At 47.7% G+C, this 15,674-nt stretch carries 10 protein-coding genes; 3 read left to right on the top strand and 7 right to left on the bottom strand.

Annotated features, from left to right (window positions below; all coding sequences use genetic code 11):
• Nucleotides 1-21 precede the first annotated feature (21 nt).
• Nucleotides 22-1,476, top strand: a complete 1,455-nt coding sequence (locus tag ACMA1I_RS03140; protein ID WP_337066801.1) for an NAD(P)/FAD-dependent oxidoreductase — start codon at nt 22-24, stop codon at nt 1,474-1,476.
• Between the two features lie 275 nt (nt 1,477-1,751).
• Complete coding sequence (locus ACMA1I_RS03135; RefSeq protein WP_337066800.1) at nt 1,752-2,597, top strand: DNA/RNA non-specific endonuclease; 846 nt, start codon at nt 1,752-1,754, stop codon at nt 2,595-2,597.
• 198 nt (nt 2,598-2,795) lie between these two features.
• Here the strand turns inward: ACMA1I_RS03135 and ACMA1I_RS03130 are convergent, their stop codons facing one another.
• Nucleotides 2,796-3,200, bottom strand: a complete 405-nt coding sequence (locus ACMA1I_RS03130) for a nuclease A inhibitor family protein (RefSeq protein ID WP_337066799.1) — start codon at nt 3,198-3,200, stop codon at nt 2,796-2,798.
• 119 nt (nt 3,201-3,319) lie between these two features.
• Between ACMA1I_RS03130 and ACMA1I_RS03125 the strand changes: the two genes are divergently transcribed.
• The gene (locus ACMA1I_RS03125; RefSeq protein WP_337066798.1) at nt 3,320-4,189 is read left to right on the top strand and encodes an SDR family oxidoreductase; all 870 of its coding nucleotides are present in this window, start codon (nt 3,320-3,322) and stop codon (nt 4,187-4,189) included.
• Between the two features lie 316 nt (nt 4,190-4,505).
• Here ACMA1I_RS03125 and ACMA1I_RS03120 read toward each other — a convergent pair whose 3' ends face one another.
• The 6 genes from ACMA1I_RS03120 to ACMA1I_RS03095 all read right to left on the bottom strand — a co-directional run bounded on the left by ACMA1I_RS03120 (nt 4,506) and on the right by ACMA1I_RS03095 (nt 15,584).
• A complete protein-coding gene (locus tag ACMA1I_RS03120; protein WP_337066797.1) occupies nt 4,506-5,576 on the bottom strand; it encodes an acyltransferase in 1,071 nt (356 codons plus the stop codon).
• A gap of 219 nt (nt 5,577-5,795) precedes the next feature.
• Nucleotides 5,796-6,536, bottom strand: coding sequence for a formylglycine-generating enzyme family protein (locus tag ACMA1I_RS03115; RefSeq protein ID WP_337066796.1), 741 nt, complete (start codon nt 6,534-6,536; stop codon nt 5,796-5,798).
• 168 nt (nt 6,537-6,704) lie between these two features.
• Nucleotides 6,705-9,902 (bottom strand): multidrug efflux RND transporter permease subunit, encoded by a 3,198-nt coding sequence (locus ACMA1I_RS03110; protein WP_337066795.1) that lies wholly within the window; start codon nt 9,900-9,902, stop codon nt 6,705-6,707.
• Between the two features lie 27 nt (nt 9,903-9,929).
• The gene (locus ACMA1I_RS03105) at nt 9,930-11,069 is read right to left on the bottom strand and encodes an efflux RND transporter periplasmic adaptor subunit (RefSeq protein ID WP_337066794.1); all 1,140 of its coding nucleotides are present in this window, start codon (nt 11,067-11,069) and stop codon (nt 9,930-9,932) included.
• Between the two features lie 20 nt (nt 11,070-11,089).
• Nucleotides 11,090-12,421, bottom strand: a complete 1,332-nt coding sequence (locus tag ACMA1I_RS03100) for a TolC family protein (RefSeq protein WP_337066792.1) — start codon at nt 12,419-12,421, stop codon at nt 11,090-11,092.
• 895 nt (nt 12,422-13,316) lie between these two features.
• A complete protein-coding gene (locus ACMA1I_RS03095) occupies nt 13,317-15,584 on the bottom strand; it encodes a S46 family peptidase (protein WP_337066790.1) in 2,268 nt (755 codons plus the stop codon).
• Nucleotides 15,585-15,674 lie beyond the last annotated feature (90 nt).

Below are 15,674 nucleotides of genomic sequence, written 5' to 3'. Positions count from 1 at the left end.
TACCTATCAAAAGGAATAAACATGACTTATGATGTAATTCTAATTGGTTCTGGATTTGGTTCGTTGTCGGCGGCGGCGCTGTTGGTAAAGCAAGGGCTACAGGTATGTGTGCTGGAGCAGGCCAATTACCCGGGTGGCTGTGCCAGTTCCTACTACCGCAAGGGTTACATGTTTGAAACAGGAGCTACCACGTTGGTGGGGTTAGATGAGCACATGCCGCTGCGTTACCTCCTCGATAAGCTGGAGCTGGAAATACCGGTGCGTAAGTTAGACATTCCGATGCAGGTGCACTTACCCAATGGGCAGACGCTAATGCGGTACCAGTCGTTGCCAGAGTGGGTACGGGAGGCGGAGAGAGTCTTTGGCAAGCACCAGCAGCGTGCGTTCTGGGAACACTGCCTCCGTATTAGCAAGCAGGTGTGGCAGGTCTCGTTGCAGCAAAAAAGCTTCCCGTTTTCTAACTTCCGCGATGTATGGCATTCCCTGCCGCACATCCGGCCTGGCCAGGTCCGGTTGTTACCTGTTGCTTTCCAGACGGTGGAGCAGTTGCTAAAGCAGTATGGTTTGCTCGAGAACCAGCTCTTTGTCGATTTTGTGAACGAGCAATTGCTGATAACGGCGCAAAATTATATGGGGGAGGTGAATGTGCTCTTTGGTGCCACCGCCTTATGCTATACTTTGTTTGGAAATTATTACCTGGATGGCGGCTTAATTAACCTTGTGACTCCGCTCGTAAATTATATTACTGGAGAGGGTTCTGCAGTGCTCTACCGCCAAACCGTGCGCCAGGTGCTGCCAGATCAGGATGGCTACCAAGTACAAACTAACACCAAAAGCTTCAGAAGCCGCTTTATAATTAGTGGGCTGCCGCTGAACAACACGCAGGCTTTGTTCAGCGACTCAAAGGTGCAGCAAAAGCTGGCGCCGTACCTGCTTCCTTCGGCTAAACTGAATGGGGCCTTTACCATGGGACTTGTATTACAAGGCCTTCCGCCCCAGCAAGTGCTGCACCACCAGGTACATGTGCCGGAGGGGCTGCCACAAATAAAAAGCAAAAGCGTTTTTGTTAGTTTCAGTCACCCGAAAGACACGCTAAGGGCGCCGGAGAAGCAAATCGTTGCCTCAATTAGTACTCATATTCAGGACCCGGAGCGCCAGATAATCCGCGATAAAAAGGTGCTGGAGGATGCCATTATTGAGGTGCTTGTTGCAGCAGGCTTGATTAAAGCGGAGAACATTGTGTACAGGCAATCCGCTACGCCAGGTGCCTGGCAGTTTTGGACGGAGCGGGCTTTTGGCATGGTAGGTGGTTACCCGCAGTACCGCAACATTAAGCCCTGGCAAATGAAAGACGCCCGCCTGGATCAGAAAGGTGCCTATGTTTGCGGGGATACGGTGTATCCGGGCCAGGGAATTTCGGGTACCTGCCTGAGTGGTATTCTGGCGGCGCATAAGCTGTTGCAGGACCATTTCTAAGGTTTTAACTTTCCTGAAGTATATTACCTTTTGAACTTATGGTGGACTTGGGAACAAATCCCCTGAGTTTTTTAAACCATTTGGTGGCTTCTGCTTTGTCTGAAAATTTTTAGTGCGGTAAAAAAGTCAGAAACAGCAAAGACTGCTTGTTGTGGAGGAACTTGTGGAGATTTAGAGTTTTAGCCCGCATGGTGCCGCAATAGCGCAGCAAGGTTTTTTTGTTTTGGTGCCGCAGATACCGTAGTTTCGGTTAAAATTCATTTTTAGCTTACTTTATGTTTCCAAAATTACAGTTCGTCAAACTCTTTTTTGTGGTACTTACGGTGCTGTCTGGTTGCGCCGAAAAGATTGCCACCGCACCTAATAAGCCTACCCAGGATGCACACCTGGCACTCGGAAATCCCAGTGGCGCAGGTACCTCCTTTGAGAATTACCTTCTTGAGAAGCCACAGTACAGCCTGTCTTACAACAACTACCGGGGCACTCCAAACTGGGTAAGCTGGCATTTGAGCAGTGCCTGGATTGGCGATGCCCCCCGACAAGATAATTTCAGAGCAGACAATACCTTGCCCGCCAATTTCTATAAAGTTGTTACTACCGATTACACTGGGAGTGGCTTCGACAGGGGGCATAACTGTCCGTCTGCCGACCGTACCTTAACTGCCGAAGATAATTCCAGCACCTTCCTGATGACGAACATGATGCCTCAGGCACCTAATAACAACCAACGGACCTGGGCCAGCCTCGAGAGCTACTGCCGAAAGCTAGTGGATGAGGGGAATGAGCTTTACATCATTATGGGAAGTTATGGCAAGGGCGGAGAAGGTAGCAATGGCTTTAAACAAACCATTGCCAATGGTAAAATTACAGTGCCAAACCGAATCTGGAAGGTGATAGTGGTGCTACCAATAGGCATAGACGATGTAAACCGTGTCACCACCGAAACGCGTGTAATTGCCGTAGATACACCAAATTTTAATACTGTGAACTCCTCCTGGGCCAACTACCGCACTACCGTAGATGCTATAGAGGCAAAAACAGGCTACGACCTGCTCTCCAATGTTTCGGTAGCAGTGCAGGCAGTTATAGAAGCCCGGGTAGATGAAGGGCCAACGCAATAACCGCTGGTTACTATAAAAAAGAACCGCCCTCCTGGCATTTAGCTAGGGGGCGGTTCTTTTTTAATATTAAGGTTGATTAATGGGATGATAGACGCTTACCATTTGCAATACCCTAAGTCTTAATCCTAGGTTTTTACCTCCGGAAGGTCTTTTTCATTAGAAGAATTACTTCCTGAAAGAAAGCAGTTGTGGTTTGCTTCAGGTTTCCACCACAAGCGTTCTGTAGCCGGCATATTCCCCACTGGGCGTTTTTCCGATAATAAAAACATCAAATCCCTGGTTTTCCATTTTATATACTTTCACGTCTTCCAGCAAGTCTTTCAGCTTGGCAACAAGTTGCTTGTATCTTGCCGAAATTTGGTGCATGGCATCTCCTGCATCGGGGTGCGGGTTGGTCATGTTTCGGAAGAAATAATCAAGTTCCTCCACGTGTACATCCTTCCCAGATGCCTTTCCGCCCCATCGGGCAACCATTGCGGTGTCAGAGACCTCATTATCAGGGAGCTCCTGCCAGAAAAATTCGAGAGGCGTCTCGGTTTCGCTTAACATTAAAAGGCCATCAGCTGCATCTTTCAGCTCTTTTTCGTATTGAGATTTGTCCATACAAGCTACATTAGATTCATGAATTGAATATGACAACAGTTTCAGTAGGAATTAGGTATGTGTACAGGAACAGGCCAAAGAAGTTTCCGGCAGCAAAAGTTACATAAACAAACCGTACGATGAAAGCAGAACCAATGTTAAAAGAGGGTGCCCTCGCAGGTAAAACAATTCTGGTAACCGGTGGAGGCACAGGTTTGGGCCGCTCCATGGTAAAATACTTTTTGGAATTGGGTGCTAATGCCGTTATCGCCAGCCGCAAACAGGAAGTGCTGGAGCAGGCTGCAGCGGAGCTGATGCAGGAAACTGGAGGCAAAGTACTGCCCGTTGCCTGCGATGTGCGGAAATACCTGGAGGTAGAGGCGATGCTGGAAAAAAGCTTGGCCCAGTTTGGGCAGGTGGATGTACTGGTAAACAACGCTGCAGGTAATTTTGTAAGCCCTACCGAAAGGCTCACCAACAAGGCTTTTGATGTAGTAACCGACATTGTGCTGAAAGGCAGCTACAACTGCACGCTGGCCTTAGGTAAACACTGGATTGAGAAACAACAGCCCGCCTCCGTGCTCAACATTGTAACCACCTACGCCTGGACCGGCTCCGGCTATGTGGTGCCTTCGGCCTGTGCCAAAGCCGGAGTGCTTGCCCTTACCCGCTCGCTTGCTTCTGAGTGGGCGAAATACGGAATTCGTTCTAATGCCATTGCACCAGGTCCGTTTCCTACAGAAGGTGCGTGGACCCGGTTATTTCCAAAGCAACTGGCGGAGCAGATAGATCCCTTAAAGCGTATCCCGGTGGGTCGGTTTGGGGAGCATCAGGAGCTGGCGAACCTGGCAGCTTACCTGGTATCGGATTACGCCGGGTTTGTAAATGGAGAGGTTATCACTATCGACGGTGGTGAATGGTTGTATGGAGCCGGAGAGTTTAATTCTTTTGACCAGGTGCCGAAGGAGCTGTGGGATGCCATGGAAAAGAAGATGAGAGGGAAGGAGTAAGCTTCGCCCAATTCAAAATTTGAAATTATGGATAATGTGGTGCAGGAGCACTTCACTACGAAAGCCTTAGGTTCCGCATTTCTTTTTCGCCTCCGGAAGGCCAAATTCATTAGAATAATTAGGTAGCTGCATTTCATAATGAAATGCGGCAGGAGACTAAATATATAAACAAAAGATATATTGTTATTCCGAGCCAGTCGAGGAAACTACTTATTACCGCTATATACTATATAGTTCCTCGACAAGCTCGGAATGACCACCCTGTGTGTCCTCTTAATAAAGAAAGAAGAAGGTACTTTCCTACAGTGGCGAATTGTTATCTTCCCCCAGTCAACAAGGCAAACAAGCCAGGCAGTATTTTTTTCAGCAACATGCCTACTGTCACACTTAAAGCTATTATAAAAATAGGAGCTATAAGGTAAACAAGCAGAGTCAGGAAATCGCTTGTACCTAAAAGGTAAAACAAGCCTTTTTTGAAAATGGTAAGCACCGGCTCGTGGAAGGCGTAGATAAAAAAGGAGAAAGAAGCCAAGGTAAGAAGCCTACTTTCCTGCGTTTTTTCCTGGTGCACAAATACCTTGTCGAAAGCCATCCAGCTAGCTACCAATCCGAATAGAATTACTGCTTTATGCAGCAGCTGCACTGCCAGTACTGGTTCAAAATCGATGTGGCTTAAATAGGTTTTCAGGAGGATCAGGAGCAGCCAGCCCAAAAATATAATGGATGCAGCAGGTCCCTGATGCACCTTTAGCAGCACCTCCGGTTTAAGCGAAAGATAAGCGCCCACCGAAAAAAAGAGCAGAGACTCTGTCTGAAATAAATTGACATTGAACAGCCATACCCACAGCCCCACCAGTAACAAAATGCCAGGTACCCGCAGGTACCGCACATATAACCACACCAGGGGCGAGAGCAGCACCAGAAAAATCAGGTCGTGAAGAAACCAGAGCTGGTAGGGAATGGGGTGGTTTAGTAAGGTCGAGAAAAACTGCGACAGGTCGAAGTTCCGGATGAGGCGGTTCTTGAAAAACAGCTCACTGTTCGGTGCCAACTGCAGCACAAAATAAAGTACTATCCCGTACAGCGACCAAAGCAGAAATGGAATAACCAAAGACTGAAACCGCTTCCTGTATTTCTTTAAAAAATCTGCTACTGTAGGCTTAAAATTAAGGAAGAACAGATAGCCCGAGATGGCAAAAAAAAGCGGAACCGCAATGCGTGCCACTCCTTGCGAAATAAAATCTTGTATGAAGCTGTTGTAGTTCTTCTGGTCGGTTAGAGCGCCTGTGTCGAGTGCTAGGTCGAAGGTGTAGGCATGAATATAGACAACCAGCAGAATGGCAAATAAAGAAAGAATCTTTAGTTTATAGCTTAGGTAAGGGTTCATATAGGTTTTTAATCCTGAGAATGGTAGCGCTGCATCAGGAGAAATAGGTGAAGTCGGAAAGCAAGGCGATAAACCTTTTTTCTGCAGCTAACTCTAATACTGAAAACGCTCCTAAATGTTACCACAAGTGGCTAAAGGAATAACTTCTAACCTCCTGCTCTTTTATATCCAAGTGATTTTAACAGTTAAAACTGCTTTCTTTCTTTTGCCGCTGCTTCCCTAAAATGAAAATGTTTTGGCAGAATTTGTTCCGGCATTTTCATTCTCTTCTCTATTTCTGGCAAGTCTAAAACCAAGGTCGTCAATTCTAAAGGAGGTCGGATGGCTCCTTCTCCGGTTAGTTGCCATACAGCCTCTTTCTTCGTCGCACCAGCCTCCTCCTTTTATTATTCGGTAGGAGCCGTAAACGGTCTGGTCGTAAACATCGGAGCACCATTCCCACACATTGCCTAACATATCGTAGAGCCCCCACGAGTTCGGCTCTTTTAGCCCTACGGGCTGTGTCTGTTTTTGGGAGTTTTGTTTATACCAGCCAATATCGTTTAGCTCTCCGTATCTGATGCCGGTTGTTCCGGCTTTGCAGGCGTATACCCACTCTGCTTCTGTTGGCAGTCTGAATCCATTTGCCTTTGCATCAAACTTTATGGCTTCGCTGGTCTTACTAACTACATAGTAAGACGCTAAGCCAGCTTGTTCCGACAAGAGGTTACAGAAGTCAGCAGCTTCTTTCCAGCTGAGTGTTTCCACTGGCCGCTGGTCTCCCAAAAAAGTGCTTGGGTTTGAATCCGTCACCATTTTGAACAATTCCTGCGTTACCGGAAATTTGGCTAGCCAGAAAGGCTGAATGATTTCTTCCCATTGCTGTTTTATGCGATCATCTCTTAACTCAACCGTACCGGCAGGTAGTGGAACCATTAGGTTCTGTAAGGCTTCTTCTAATCTTTTACTTTTCCAGAACATCAGAATTTACAGTAGGGGTGTGTAAACTGAACGCCGAAGATGATGGCTATTCATTCATTCACGAAAGGTAGTAGAATTTACATAAAAAAATAAATTGCCCTACCCACCAATAAAAAAGCGACCTGACTCTAAGAGCCAGGTCGCTTTTTACTTTAAATGACTTATATTTTAATGATGGCCGACCGCAGTGGGGTCTAAACCTTCACCGTCATCTACTCTACGAAGATCTTCGAGTTCTGCCAGCTTCTTTTTACCATAAGCAAGCTTTGTAATAACCACATACAGTACGGGCACAGCAAATATGGCCAGGAAAGTAGCCGCTAACATACCGCCTATTACAGTCCAGCCAATAGTCTGCCTCGAAACCGCACCTGCACCAGAGGCCATGGCTAACGGTACCACACCCAGAATGAAAGCAGCCGAAGTCATGATAATAGGGCGGAGGCGTAGTTTTACAGCTTCAATGGTAGCCGCAATCAATTCCATTCCCGAGTCTACCCTTTCTTTGGCAAATTCTACAATCAGAATAGCGTTTTTAGCGGCCAAACCGATCAGGGTAATCATACCAATTTGCGCGTACACGTTGTTGTCGAGTTTCGGCAGGAAAGTAAGCGCCAGAATAGCACCGAACATACCCAACGGAATGGCAAACAGAATAGAGAATGGTACCGACCAGCTTTCGTAAAGTGCGGCCAGCAATAAGAGCACCAGCAAAATAGAAAGCGAGAAAATGTAAATGGTGCTGTCGCCAGCGGCAAGCTCTTCGCGGCTGAGGCCTGAGAAGTCGTAACCATAACCTGTTGGCAGCACCTCGGCGGCAACCTCTTGCAGCGCCTGCAGGGCCTGCCCGGAGCTATAGCCAGGGGCGGCACTGCCGCTTATCTCGGCCGAGCGGAACAGGTTGTAGTGCGATATAACAGAAGCGTTCTCCACAACACGCGAGGTTACCAGCGCACTTAGCGGCACAGACTGCCCCTGGCGGTTCATCACGTAGTATTGTTTCAGACTTTCGATATCCATCCGATAAGCTGTGTCCGCCTGGGCAACAACCCTAAAGTTTCGTCCGTAACGCGTGAAATCATTCACATATCGGCTACCCATCAGCGAAGACATGGTATTGTACACATCCGAAATAGACACGCCTAATTGTTTGGCTTTTTCACGATCTACGTCTACATGGTAACCAGGAGTTCGGGTGTTAAAGAAGCTATAGGCCATGGCAATTTCAGGGCGTTGGTTTGCGGCTCCTAAAAACTGCTGCATTACTCCTTCAAATTCCTTCAGGTTGCCACCACCGGCACGTTGCTCCAGCATAAAGCTGAAACCACCAGATTGGCCCAGACCAGGTATAGCAGGCGGCGCTACTACAATAACATTGGCTTCTTTAATGGCCGCAAACTTTTGGTTTAGCGATGCCATAACACCTTGTAGTTGCAGGGCAGGGTCTTTACGCTCTTTCCAGGGCTTCATCTGCACGAAGAAAGTACCGCTGTTAGACTTAAAGGAGAAGTTAATCGCGTTAAGGCCGGCAATGGCGGTGTAGTTCTTGATAGCCGGTTCTTCAGACATGATTTTACCCATTTTTTCCAACACTGCTTTGGTTCGGTTAGCGGAGGATCCTTCCGGAAGCTCAATCGATACGAATACACGGCCTTCGTCTTCGGTAGGAATAAAGCCTGTAGGTTTAGCGCTAAACAAACCGATGGTGCCGGCATATATACAAGCCAATATAATAAGCACCAGCGGCGCATACCGGATGCTGCTGCGAACACCACGGGAGTAAGAGTTGGTTGTTCTTCCAAACCAATTATTGAAGTGGAAAAAGAACTTATTCAAACCTCTGGAGTTCTCATTCACGTTCATTGGCCGGAGCATGATAGAGCAGAGGGCAGGGGTAAGGGTAAGGGCCACAAAAGCAGAAATGAGCACCGAAATGGCTATGGTAATAGCAAACTGCTGATACAAGCGACCCACGATTCCTGGAATAAAGCCTACCGGAATAAATACCGCCGCCAGAATAAGGGCAATGGCAATAACCGGAGCTGTTATCTCTTTCATGGCCTTGCGGGTTGCTTCCTTCGCTGATAAGCGCTCGTGGTCTATATAATGCTGCACTGCCTCCACTACCACAATGGCATCATCCACCACAATACCAATGGCAAGTACGAAACCAAACAAGGTAAGTGTGTTGATCGTGAAATCGAGTGGAATAAAGAATACAAAGGTACCAATGATCGAAACCGGAATAGCCAGGATACAAACCAATGTAGCTCGCCAGCTCTGCAGGAAAAGGAACACTACCAGAATAACCAGAATAAGTGCTTCAATAAGAGTGCTCACTACCTCACCTATGGATACCTCTACTACCGATACCGACTCAAAAGAAACGATATAATCCACGTCAGCCGGGAAAGATTTTTTGAGCTCATCCAGGGTGGCATAAATACCATCGGCTGTTGCGAGGGCATTGGAGCCTGGTGCCTGGTAGAGCAGGAGCATGGCCGAAGGATTTCCGTTGATAGTAGACGAACGTCCGTAGTCGAACCTTCCAAATTCAAGTCTGGCAACGTCGCGGAGGTACACCAGCGAACCATCGGCAGGGTTGGTGCGCACCACAATGTTCCCAAATTCTTCCTGATTTTGTAAGCGGCCTTGTACTGTAATCGGGTACTGGAACGCCTGCGTATCGTACTGTGGCATAGCACCTACTGTACCCGGTGCCACCTGCAGGTTCTGCTCCTGAATGGCGGCCGTAACCTCGTTTGTGCTGATGCTGTACTGGGCCAGTTTATCCGGCTTCAGCCACACACGCATACTGAAGTCCTGCCCGAGGGCGTTAATGTCGCCTACACCGTTTACACGAAGCAAGGCATCGCGCACGAATATGTTGGTGTAGTTGTCGAGGTACTGGATATTATGAGTTCTGTTCGGTGAGTAAATGCCGACAACCATCATAATACTTGGGTTACGCTTACGCACCGTTACCCCCAGCCTTCTTACCTCTTCCGGCAAGCTTGGCTCGGCAATGCTGGCACGGTTCTGCACATCCAGGGTGGCAATGTCTATGTCGGTCCCTACTTCAAAGGTCACGCTCATGTTCATTTGCCCGGTACTCGTGTTGGTGGACGTAATGTAGGCCATGCCCGGAGTACCGTTTATTTGTGTTTCCACGGGAGTAGCCACCGTTTGCTCTACGGTTTGCGCATCGGCACCGGTGTAGGTTGCCGAAACAGATACCACAGGAGGAGAAATATCCGGGTATTGTGTAACGGGCAGGTTCATCATGGCCAGCACCCCTACCAGTACGATCACAATAGAGACCACAATGGCGGTGACGGGCCGTCTTATAAATACATCTGATATCATGTTTCTACTAGAAAGTCAATTTTTAAATTATCTTATAGCAGCAGGTTGAGCCTGTGAGGCCTGAGGAGTGCCAACCTGCACTTTGGCTCCCTGACGCAGCTTCTGGATGCCATCTACCACTATCGTGCTGCCTTCCTGAAGCCCATCTCGCACCACAATGTTGCTGCCAAACCGGGTTCCGAGCTGCACGTTTTGCTGTACTACAGAGTCGGCCTGCACCACATACACGTAGTACTCTCCGAGCTGTTCTGTAACGGCTTTATAAGGAATAACCAGCTGCTCGCCTATATCCTGGTTCAGAACCTGCAGATCTACTGTCATGCCAGGTACCAGCTGTCGCTCCTGGTTCGGGAACTGTACTCTTACTGTGGTGGTACCAGTTTGCCGACCAATGGCACGGTCTATGGCTATGATTTTGCCTGGTTTAGAATAGGTGGTTGCATTGTTCAGCCTGATTGTGAACAGCGAATCAGGCTGGTTGCCACGCTGCAGTTGGTTGAAACGACCAATCTCACGCTCATTTATTACAAAATCTACGGCAATGGGATCTACCGAGGAGATGGTGTTCAACAAGGGTTGGCCTGGCGATACCTGCGTTCCGATTCGCACCTGAGAAATACCGATGGTACCGGCAAAAGGAGCCGTAATAATGGCATAACCTAAGTCGGTGGATGCACTTCTTACCTGTGCCTCAGCAGCTGCCACCTGGGCCTGTGCTGTGGCCAGGTCGGCGCGGGCATAGTCTACCTGCTGCCGGGCTATTGCTTCCTGTTCGCTCAGGCGCTCATAGCGCTTTACATCCTGCTGTACGCGCTGCAAATTGGCTTTAGCGCTTTGCAGGTTAGCTTGTGCCTGCTGAAAAGATGCTTGGTACTTGCTCTGGTCGATTTCGTAAAGGCGCTGGCCTTTTGTTACCTGCTGGCCATCTTGCACATAAATATTGGTGATGTAGCCCGACACCTGCGGCCGTAGCTCTACTTCGTTTAGAGGTACTACGGTGCCTGGGTAAGCATCAACGCCGGTTACACTCTCTTGGGTTACCTGAAGGGTGTTAACCGGAACAGCAGCAGGGCCTGCCGGCTGCTGGGCGTTTTGGTTGCCTCCGCAGGAGATGAGTAAGCCGGGGCAAAGTGTGGCTGTTAAAAGCCAAGATATGGGACGCTTCATGCTATTGCTATGCGAATTGATTATTGATTGATATTAATGGTTCCAAGGGCTCTCTGGTAGTCCAGCTTGCTGGCAAGTACCCGAAATAGCGCATTGTAATAATTTAGTTGAGCCGATTTAAGATCGGTTTCTGCCACTACAAGATCTACATAGGCTTTCACGCCTTCATCGTATTGTAGCTTTATAATATTATAGACTTCTTCTGCCACAGCCGCATTTTGCCTTAGCGTGATCCAATCGGTGTACTCGCTTTTGTAATTAGCAAGGGCTGTTTGGTATTCTGTGTTAATGACCTTGCGGATGTTTTCTTCATCTACCTCCAGCCGTTCTTCCTGGAGCCTAGCAATTTTCAGATTCTGAAGTCGCTGTGTTCCCTGGAAAATAGGAATAGAAGCCTGCAAACCTACTGCAGAGGTCGGAAATTTCTGATTATAAAGGTCGCCCAGGTTACTGCTGAAAAACTGAGGGTTATAGTTAATAAAAGCCGAAACATTCGGTATGAAATTCCATTTGTAGAAACTGGTATTTAGTTTCAGGAACTGCTTTTGGGTTTGTAGCTGCTGGAATTCAATGCGGGTGGCTATGTTCAGTTGCTGGGTTGTATCCAGAAGCGCCTCCAGTTCCATCTGTTCGTAGTCGGAGGTTATTTGCAGGTCTGATTCCACGTTATAGCCCATGAGCTGCTTCAGCAAAGCCGTTTTAGCTTTTATTGACTCTTGCGTGCGTTTGCGATCGCTGCGAGAGTTAGAAAGCGAAATGCTGGCTCGCTGGTAATCGGTTTTATCTACCAGGCCTACCTCAAAACGGCTGCGGGCATCGTTATACTGCTTTTCCTGCCGTGATATGTTCTCATCCAGAATGCGCAGCTGCTCCTGGGTCAGCAGAATATCGTAAAACGCCTTGCTTACCTGCACAACTGTGGTAATCTTATTGTCAACCGTGTTCTGGTCTAGCTGCAGCCGGGTGTAGCGGGCCGCACGGGAGGACAGGAGCAGGTTATTGCTATACAGCGTTTGCTCCGCCTGCAACAGCACATTGGAAGTATAGTTCTGGCCAACACGATTCACATTGTTGTCTATTACAAAGACAGGCCGCTGAATATTGTGTGTTGCTGCAAACTGGGCAGAGATCTGAGGTAACCATCCTGAAAGGTTGACGGCAATCTCACGATCCCCGATCGCCTCGTCTATGGCAGCCTGTTTAACGTTTGGCTCGTTAGCCAAGGCATAGTCCAGGCACTGCTGCAAGGTGAGCGGTTGAGTGGAGCCGGTATTATTTTGTTGGGCCAACAGGAGGGTAGGGAAGAGCAGTACCCCCAGAAGAATAGGCCTTAAACGTGTGGGTAATTTCATGGAATTCGTTGTGCTTTTTTTGTGTAAAATCTTATTTTTCACTTCATTAAAGTGATAAATAAGAAGTAAATGTGATGAATAGCATGTTATAACATTAAATACATGTTACAACATTGTTTCAAAGTTAAGTAATGTTTTGATTTAATACATCAATATTTCGGAATGTTTCGATAAACAAATTTTTTACCAGCCTTTAGCTGAAGAAGTATTACCCTAACATTTGGTCTAATATATAGAGGGGAGTCAGCCAATTTTGCTAATAAAAATGGCCTTCTGGAGCTGTTCTGAACCTCTTTCGCTCAAGAGCCTGACCCGCAAATGTTCTCTTGTCCGGTGTATCATTAAAAAAGGGCAAAGCAATCATTCATAGGCTGCTTCCATAGTGGCATCTGCTTCTCGGTGTTCCCTGTCCAGGCTAATGTTGAATAAACCAACATTGGTGAGAGATTTAAAAGGGCACAAAGGAGAAACCGAACCCTTAGGTTTTGATGCTTCCAAATATCTCTGCTACAACCTTTGCCTTTCAACCATGCGTAGATTTAGTTTTGGAAAGGTTTAACTGTTGTAAACCCTAAACCAATTACTAATGCAATTGTTCTCGTCGCATTCATATTTATATTAATTAGCATGATGGCGGTGAGGAAAATTGAATCCGGAATAATAGCTCCAGCCTCCATACTGCTTGGGTGATTGAGGGCAATAAGAATGGATAGGTGAATATTTATTCTGTGATATAAACAGTACAACTTTTCAGTCCATTCTGCGGCTGGCAGATACGGTTATTAATGGTTTGGTAGGTGAAATCTTGAGTCTTTCACGAAGTCTGATTAGGAAACACACACTAAAGCAAAACGCCCCACCTAACCAGGGGGGCGTTTTGCTTTAGTGTGTGTTATTACTGCTTAGCAGCCTCTCTTTTCTTCTGCCGCTTGCTCTTCCTGGCAGGTGCTACTGACTTGCTATCTACGTGCGATAAACCAGAAGTATCATCTGTAACCAAGGTCATTTCTTTTACCAAATGGCCGGCTCCGGCAAACTTATCAACTATGAAAAGCATGTAGCGAACATCCATTGAAATGTTACGTACCTGATCCGGGTTATAGGAGATATCGCTCATGGTGCCTTCCCAGTTCCTGTCGAAATTGAGGCCGATTAATTGACCATTGGCATTTATAACCGGGCTACCGGAGTTACCGCCAGTCGTGTGGTTAGAGGCGATAAAGCAAACCGGCATCTGTCCATCTACGGCATAAGGTCCGTAATCTTTCTGTTCGTATAACTCTTTTAATTTAGGTAGCAGCACATAATCTTCTACACCACCCATGGCAGCTTTTTCTATTACACCCTCCAATGTAGTGTAGTGCTTATATTTTACCCCGTCTACCGGCTCGTAGGTGGCTACATTGCCATAAGCTACCCGAAGTGTTGAGTTAGCATCCGGGTAAAACTTGCGGTCTTTTTGCATGTCGCGCAGGGCGGTGAGGTAAGTGCGGTACAATAGGTTCAGGTTGTCGTTAACCTTGGTATACACGGGCAGCACCTGGGAGCGGTAGTGAGCGAAAATACTGTTAGCAAGTACAAAAGCAGGATCGTTGCGGAAAACCTGGGTTTTACCTGCCCGAAGTTCTGCCATAGCCTCTTTCAGACCTGCTTCTTTCGTGAAAAACGATTTGCTGTACACGTCTTCGGCGTATTTGCCGAAGTTGCCTTGGTATTTTTGTTTGGCAATGTTTGTAAATGCCTCCGGATGATAGCTGGGATTTATGTTCTGGTAGTACATGTCTAACAGGGCGGCAAACACTTTTTTATCGGTAGGGGCATTATAGTTCTTGTAAAAGCCGGGAGCTGCCTTTTCCAGCCTGTCGGCTAAGGCATTGATCTCGGAGGCAGGGGCTTTGCTCTCCACCAGTTCTACCAGCCGGATGTAATCAACGGCATGCTTGATCAGTTCTACCCCCATGGCTGCCTCCGTTACGTAGTCGCGGGCAATGGTAATGCCATCTAGCTGTTGGTAGCTCTGCTCAAACTGGTGAAGCAGGTTTCCATACTGTTGTTTTCTTGTGGCATCTGCGTTAACCCATTGCTCAAACTGCTTCTCCAGCTCCTTTTTCTTTTCTATGGTATTGGCTTTGCGCAGGCCCCGGTTCTCCCCAATCCACTTTTTCCAGTAATTGGCGATGCTGGCATATTTGGCTGCATATTTAATACGCACGGCGTCGGAGGCTTTCATGTCCTCGTCCAGTATGCGCAGCTTTGTTTCGCGGATGCTGATTTTAGCTGGGTTAGACACCTCATATATCTCCTGAATGGCATGAGAGGTGAGGTATTCGTTGGTGCGGCCAGGAAAACCGAACACCAAGGTAAAGTCGCCTTCCTGCACTCCTTTTAGGGAAATAGGCAGGTGGTGCTTAGGCTGGTACGGTTTATTATCTGGGGAGTAGTCGGCGGGTTTGTTATCGGCACCGGCATACACCCGGAAAAGCGAAAAGTCACCAGTGTGGCGTGGCCACATCCAGTTATCAGTATCGCCGCCAAACTTACCTATGGCAGATGGAGGCGCACCTACCAATCGGATATCACGGAATGTCTCAGTTATGTACATGTAAAATTCATTGCCATAAAAGAACGGCTTGATAACGGCATCGTAGTGGGTGCCTGCAGTTGACTCTTTTCGCACGCGGGTCATGTTGCGCAGAATAGCCGCTTCACGCTCCGCTTCGGAAGCAGTGGCTGGAATTCCTGTCAGGATCTGGGTCGTTACGTCTTCCATGCGCACAATAAAAGTGGCGGTTAAACCTGGGTTGGGCAATTCCTGCTGCCGGTTCATGGCCCAGAAGCCATCGGTCAGGTAGTCGTTTTCTACGGAGCTGTGCGACTGCACCTGCCCATAGCCACAGTGGTGGTTGGTAAGGAGCAGACCTTCTGCCGAAATCATTTCGCCGGTGCAAAAGCCACCAAACGAAACAACCGCATCTTTTAGGCTGGAGCGGTTAATACTGTAAATATCTTCTGCTGTTAGCTTAAAGCCCTTTTGTTGCATTTCTGCCTCGTTGAGCTGCTTCAGGAGCAGGGGAAGCCACATACCTTCAGCAGGCCGGGCTATACTCCACCCGATGCTCAGGCAGAAGGCTGCCACCAATAACAGGATTCTTTTATTGATCATGGTAAATTTTAAAAATGAGGAATAAAGCTTAAAGTTACTCAGACCGGGTTAAAAATGCATCCTTCCGGAAGCAATTTGAGCAGATTGTGC

This window comes from Pontibacter sp. 13R65 (assembly GCF_047525655.1).
Taxonomy (GTDB): domain Bacteria; phylum Bacteroidota; class Bacteroidia; order Cytophagales; family Hymenobacteraceae; genus Pontibacter.
This window is presented reverse-complemented; position numbering and strand designations above follow the sequence as displayed.

Bases quoted from the DNA above. Each gene is read 5' to 3' on its own strand.
- ACMA1I_RS03125 (WP_337066798.1), top strand. From the start codon at position 3,320: ATGAAAGCAGAACCAATGTTAAAAGAGGGTGCCCTCGCAGGTAAAACA.
- ACMA1I_RS03120 (WP_337066797.1), bottom strand. From the start codon at position 5,576: ATGAACCCTTACCTAAGCTATAAACTAAAGATTCTTTCTTTATTTGCC.
- ACMA1I_RS03105 (WP_337066794.1), bottom strand. From the start codon at position 11,069: ATGAAGCGTCCCATATCTTGGCTTTTAACAGCCACACTTTGCCCCGGC.
- ACMA1I_RS03100 (WP_337066792.1), bottom strand. From the start codon at position 12,421: ATGAAATTACCCACACGTTTAAGGCCTATTCTTCTGGGGGTACTGCTC.
- ACMA1I_RS03095 (WP_337066790.1), bottom strand. From the start codon at position 15,584: ATGATCAATAAAAGAATCCTGTTATTGGTGGCAGCCTTCTGCCTGAGC.
- ACMA1I_RS03140 (WP_337066801.1), top strand. From the start codon at position 22: ATGACTTATGATGTAATTCTAATTGGTTCTGGATTTGGTTCGTTGTCG.
- ACMA1I_RS03130 (WP_337066799.1), bottom strand. From the start codon at position 3,200: ATGGACAAATCTCAATACGAAAAAGAGCTGAAAGATGCAGCTGATGGC.
- ACMA1I_RS03135 (WP_337066800.1), top strand. From the start codon at position 1,752: ATGTTTCCAAAATTACAGTTCGTCAAACTCTTTTTTGTGGTACTTACG.
- ACMA1I_RS03115 (WP_337066796.1), bottom strand. From the start codon at position 6,536: ATGTTCTGGAAAAGTAAAAGATTAGAAGAAGCCTTACAGAACCTAATG.
- ACMA1I_RS03110 (WP_337066795.1), bottom strand. From the start codon at position 9,902: ATGATATCAGATGTATTTATAAGACGGCCCGTCACCGCCATTGTGGTC.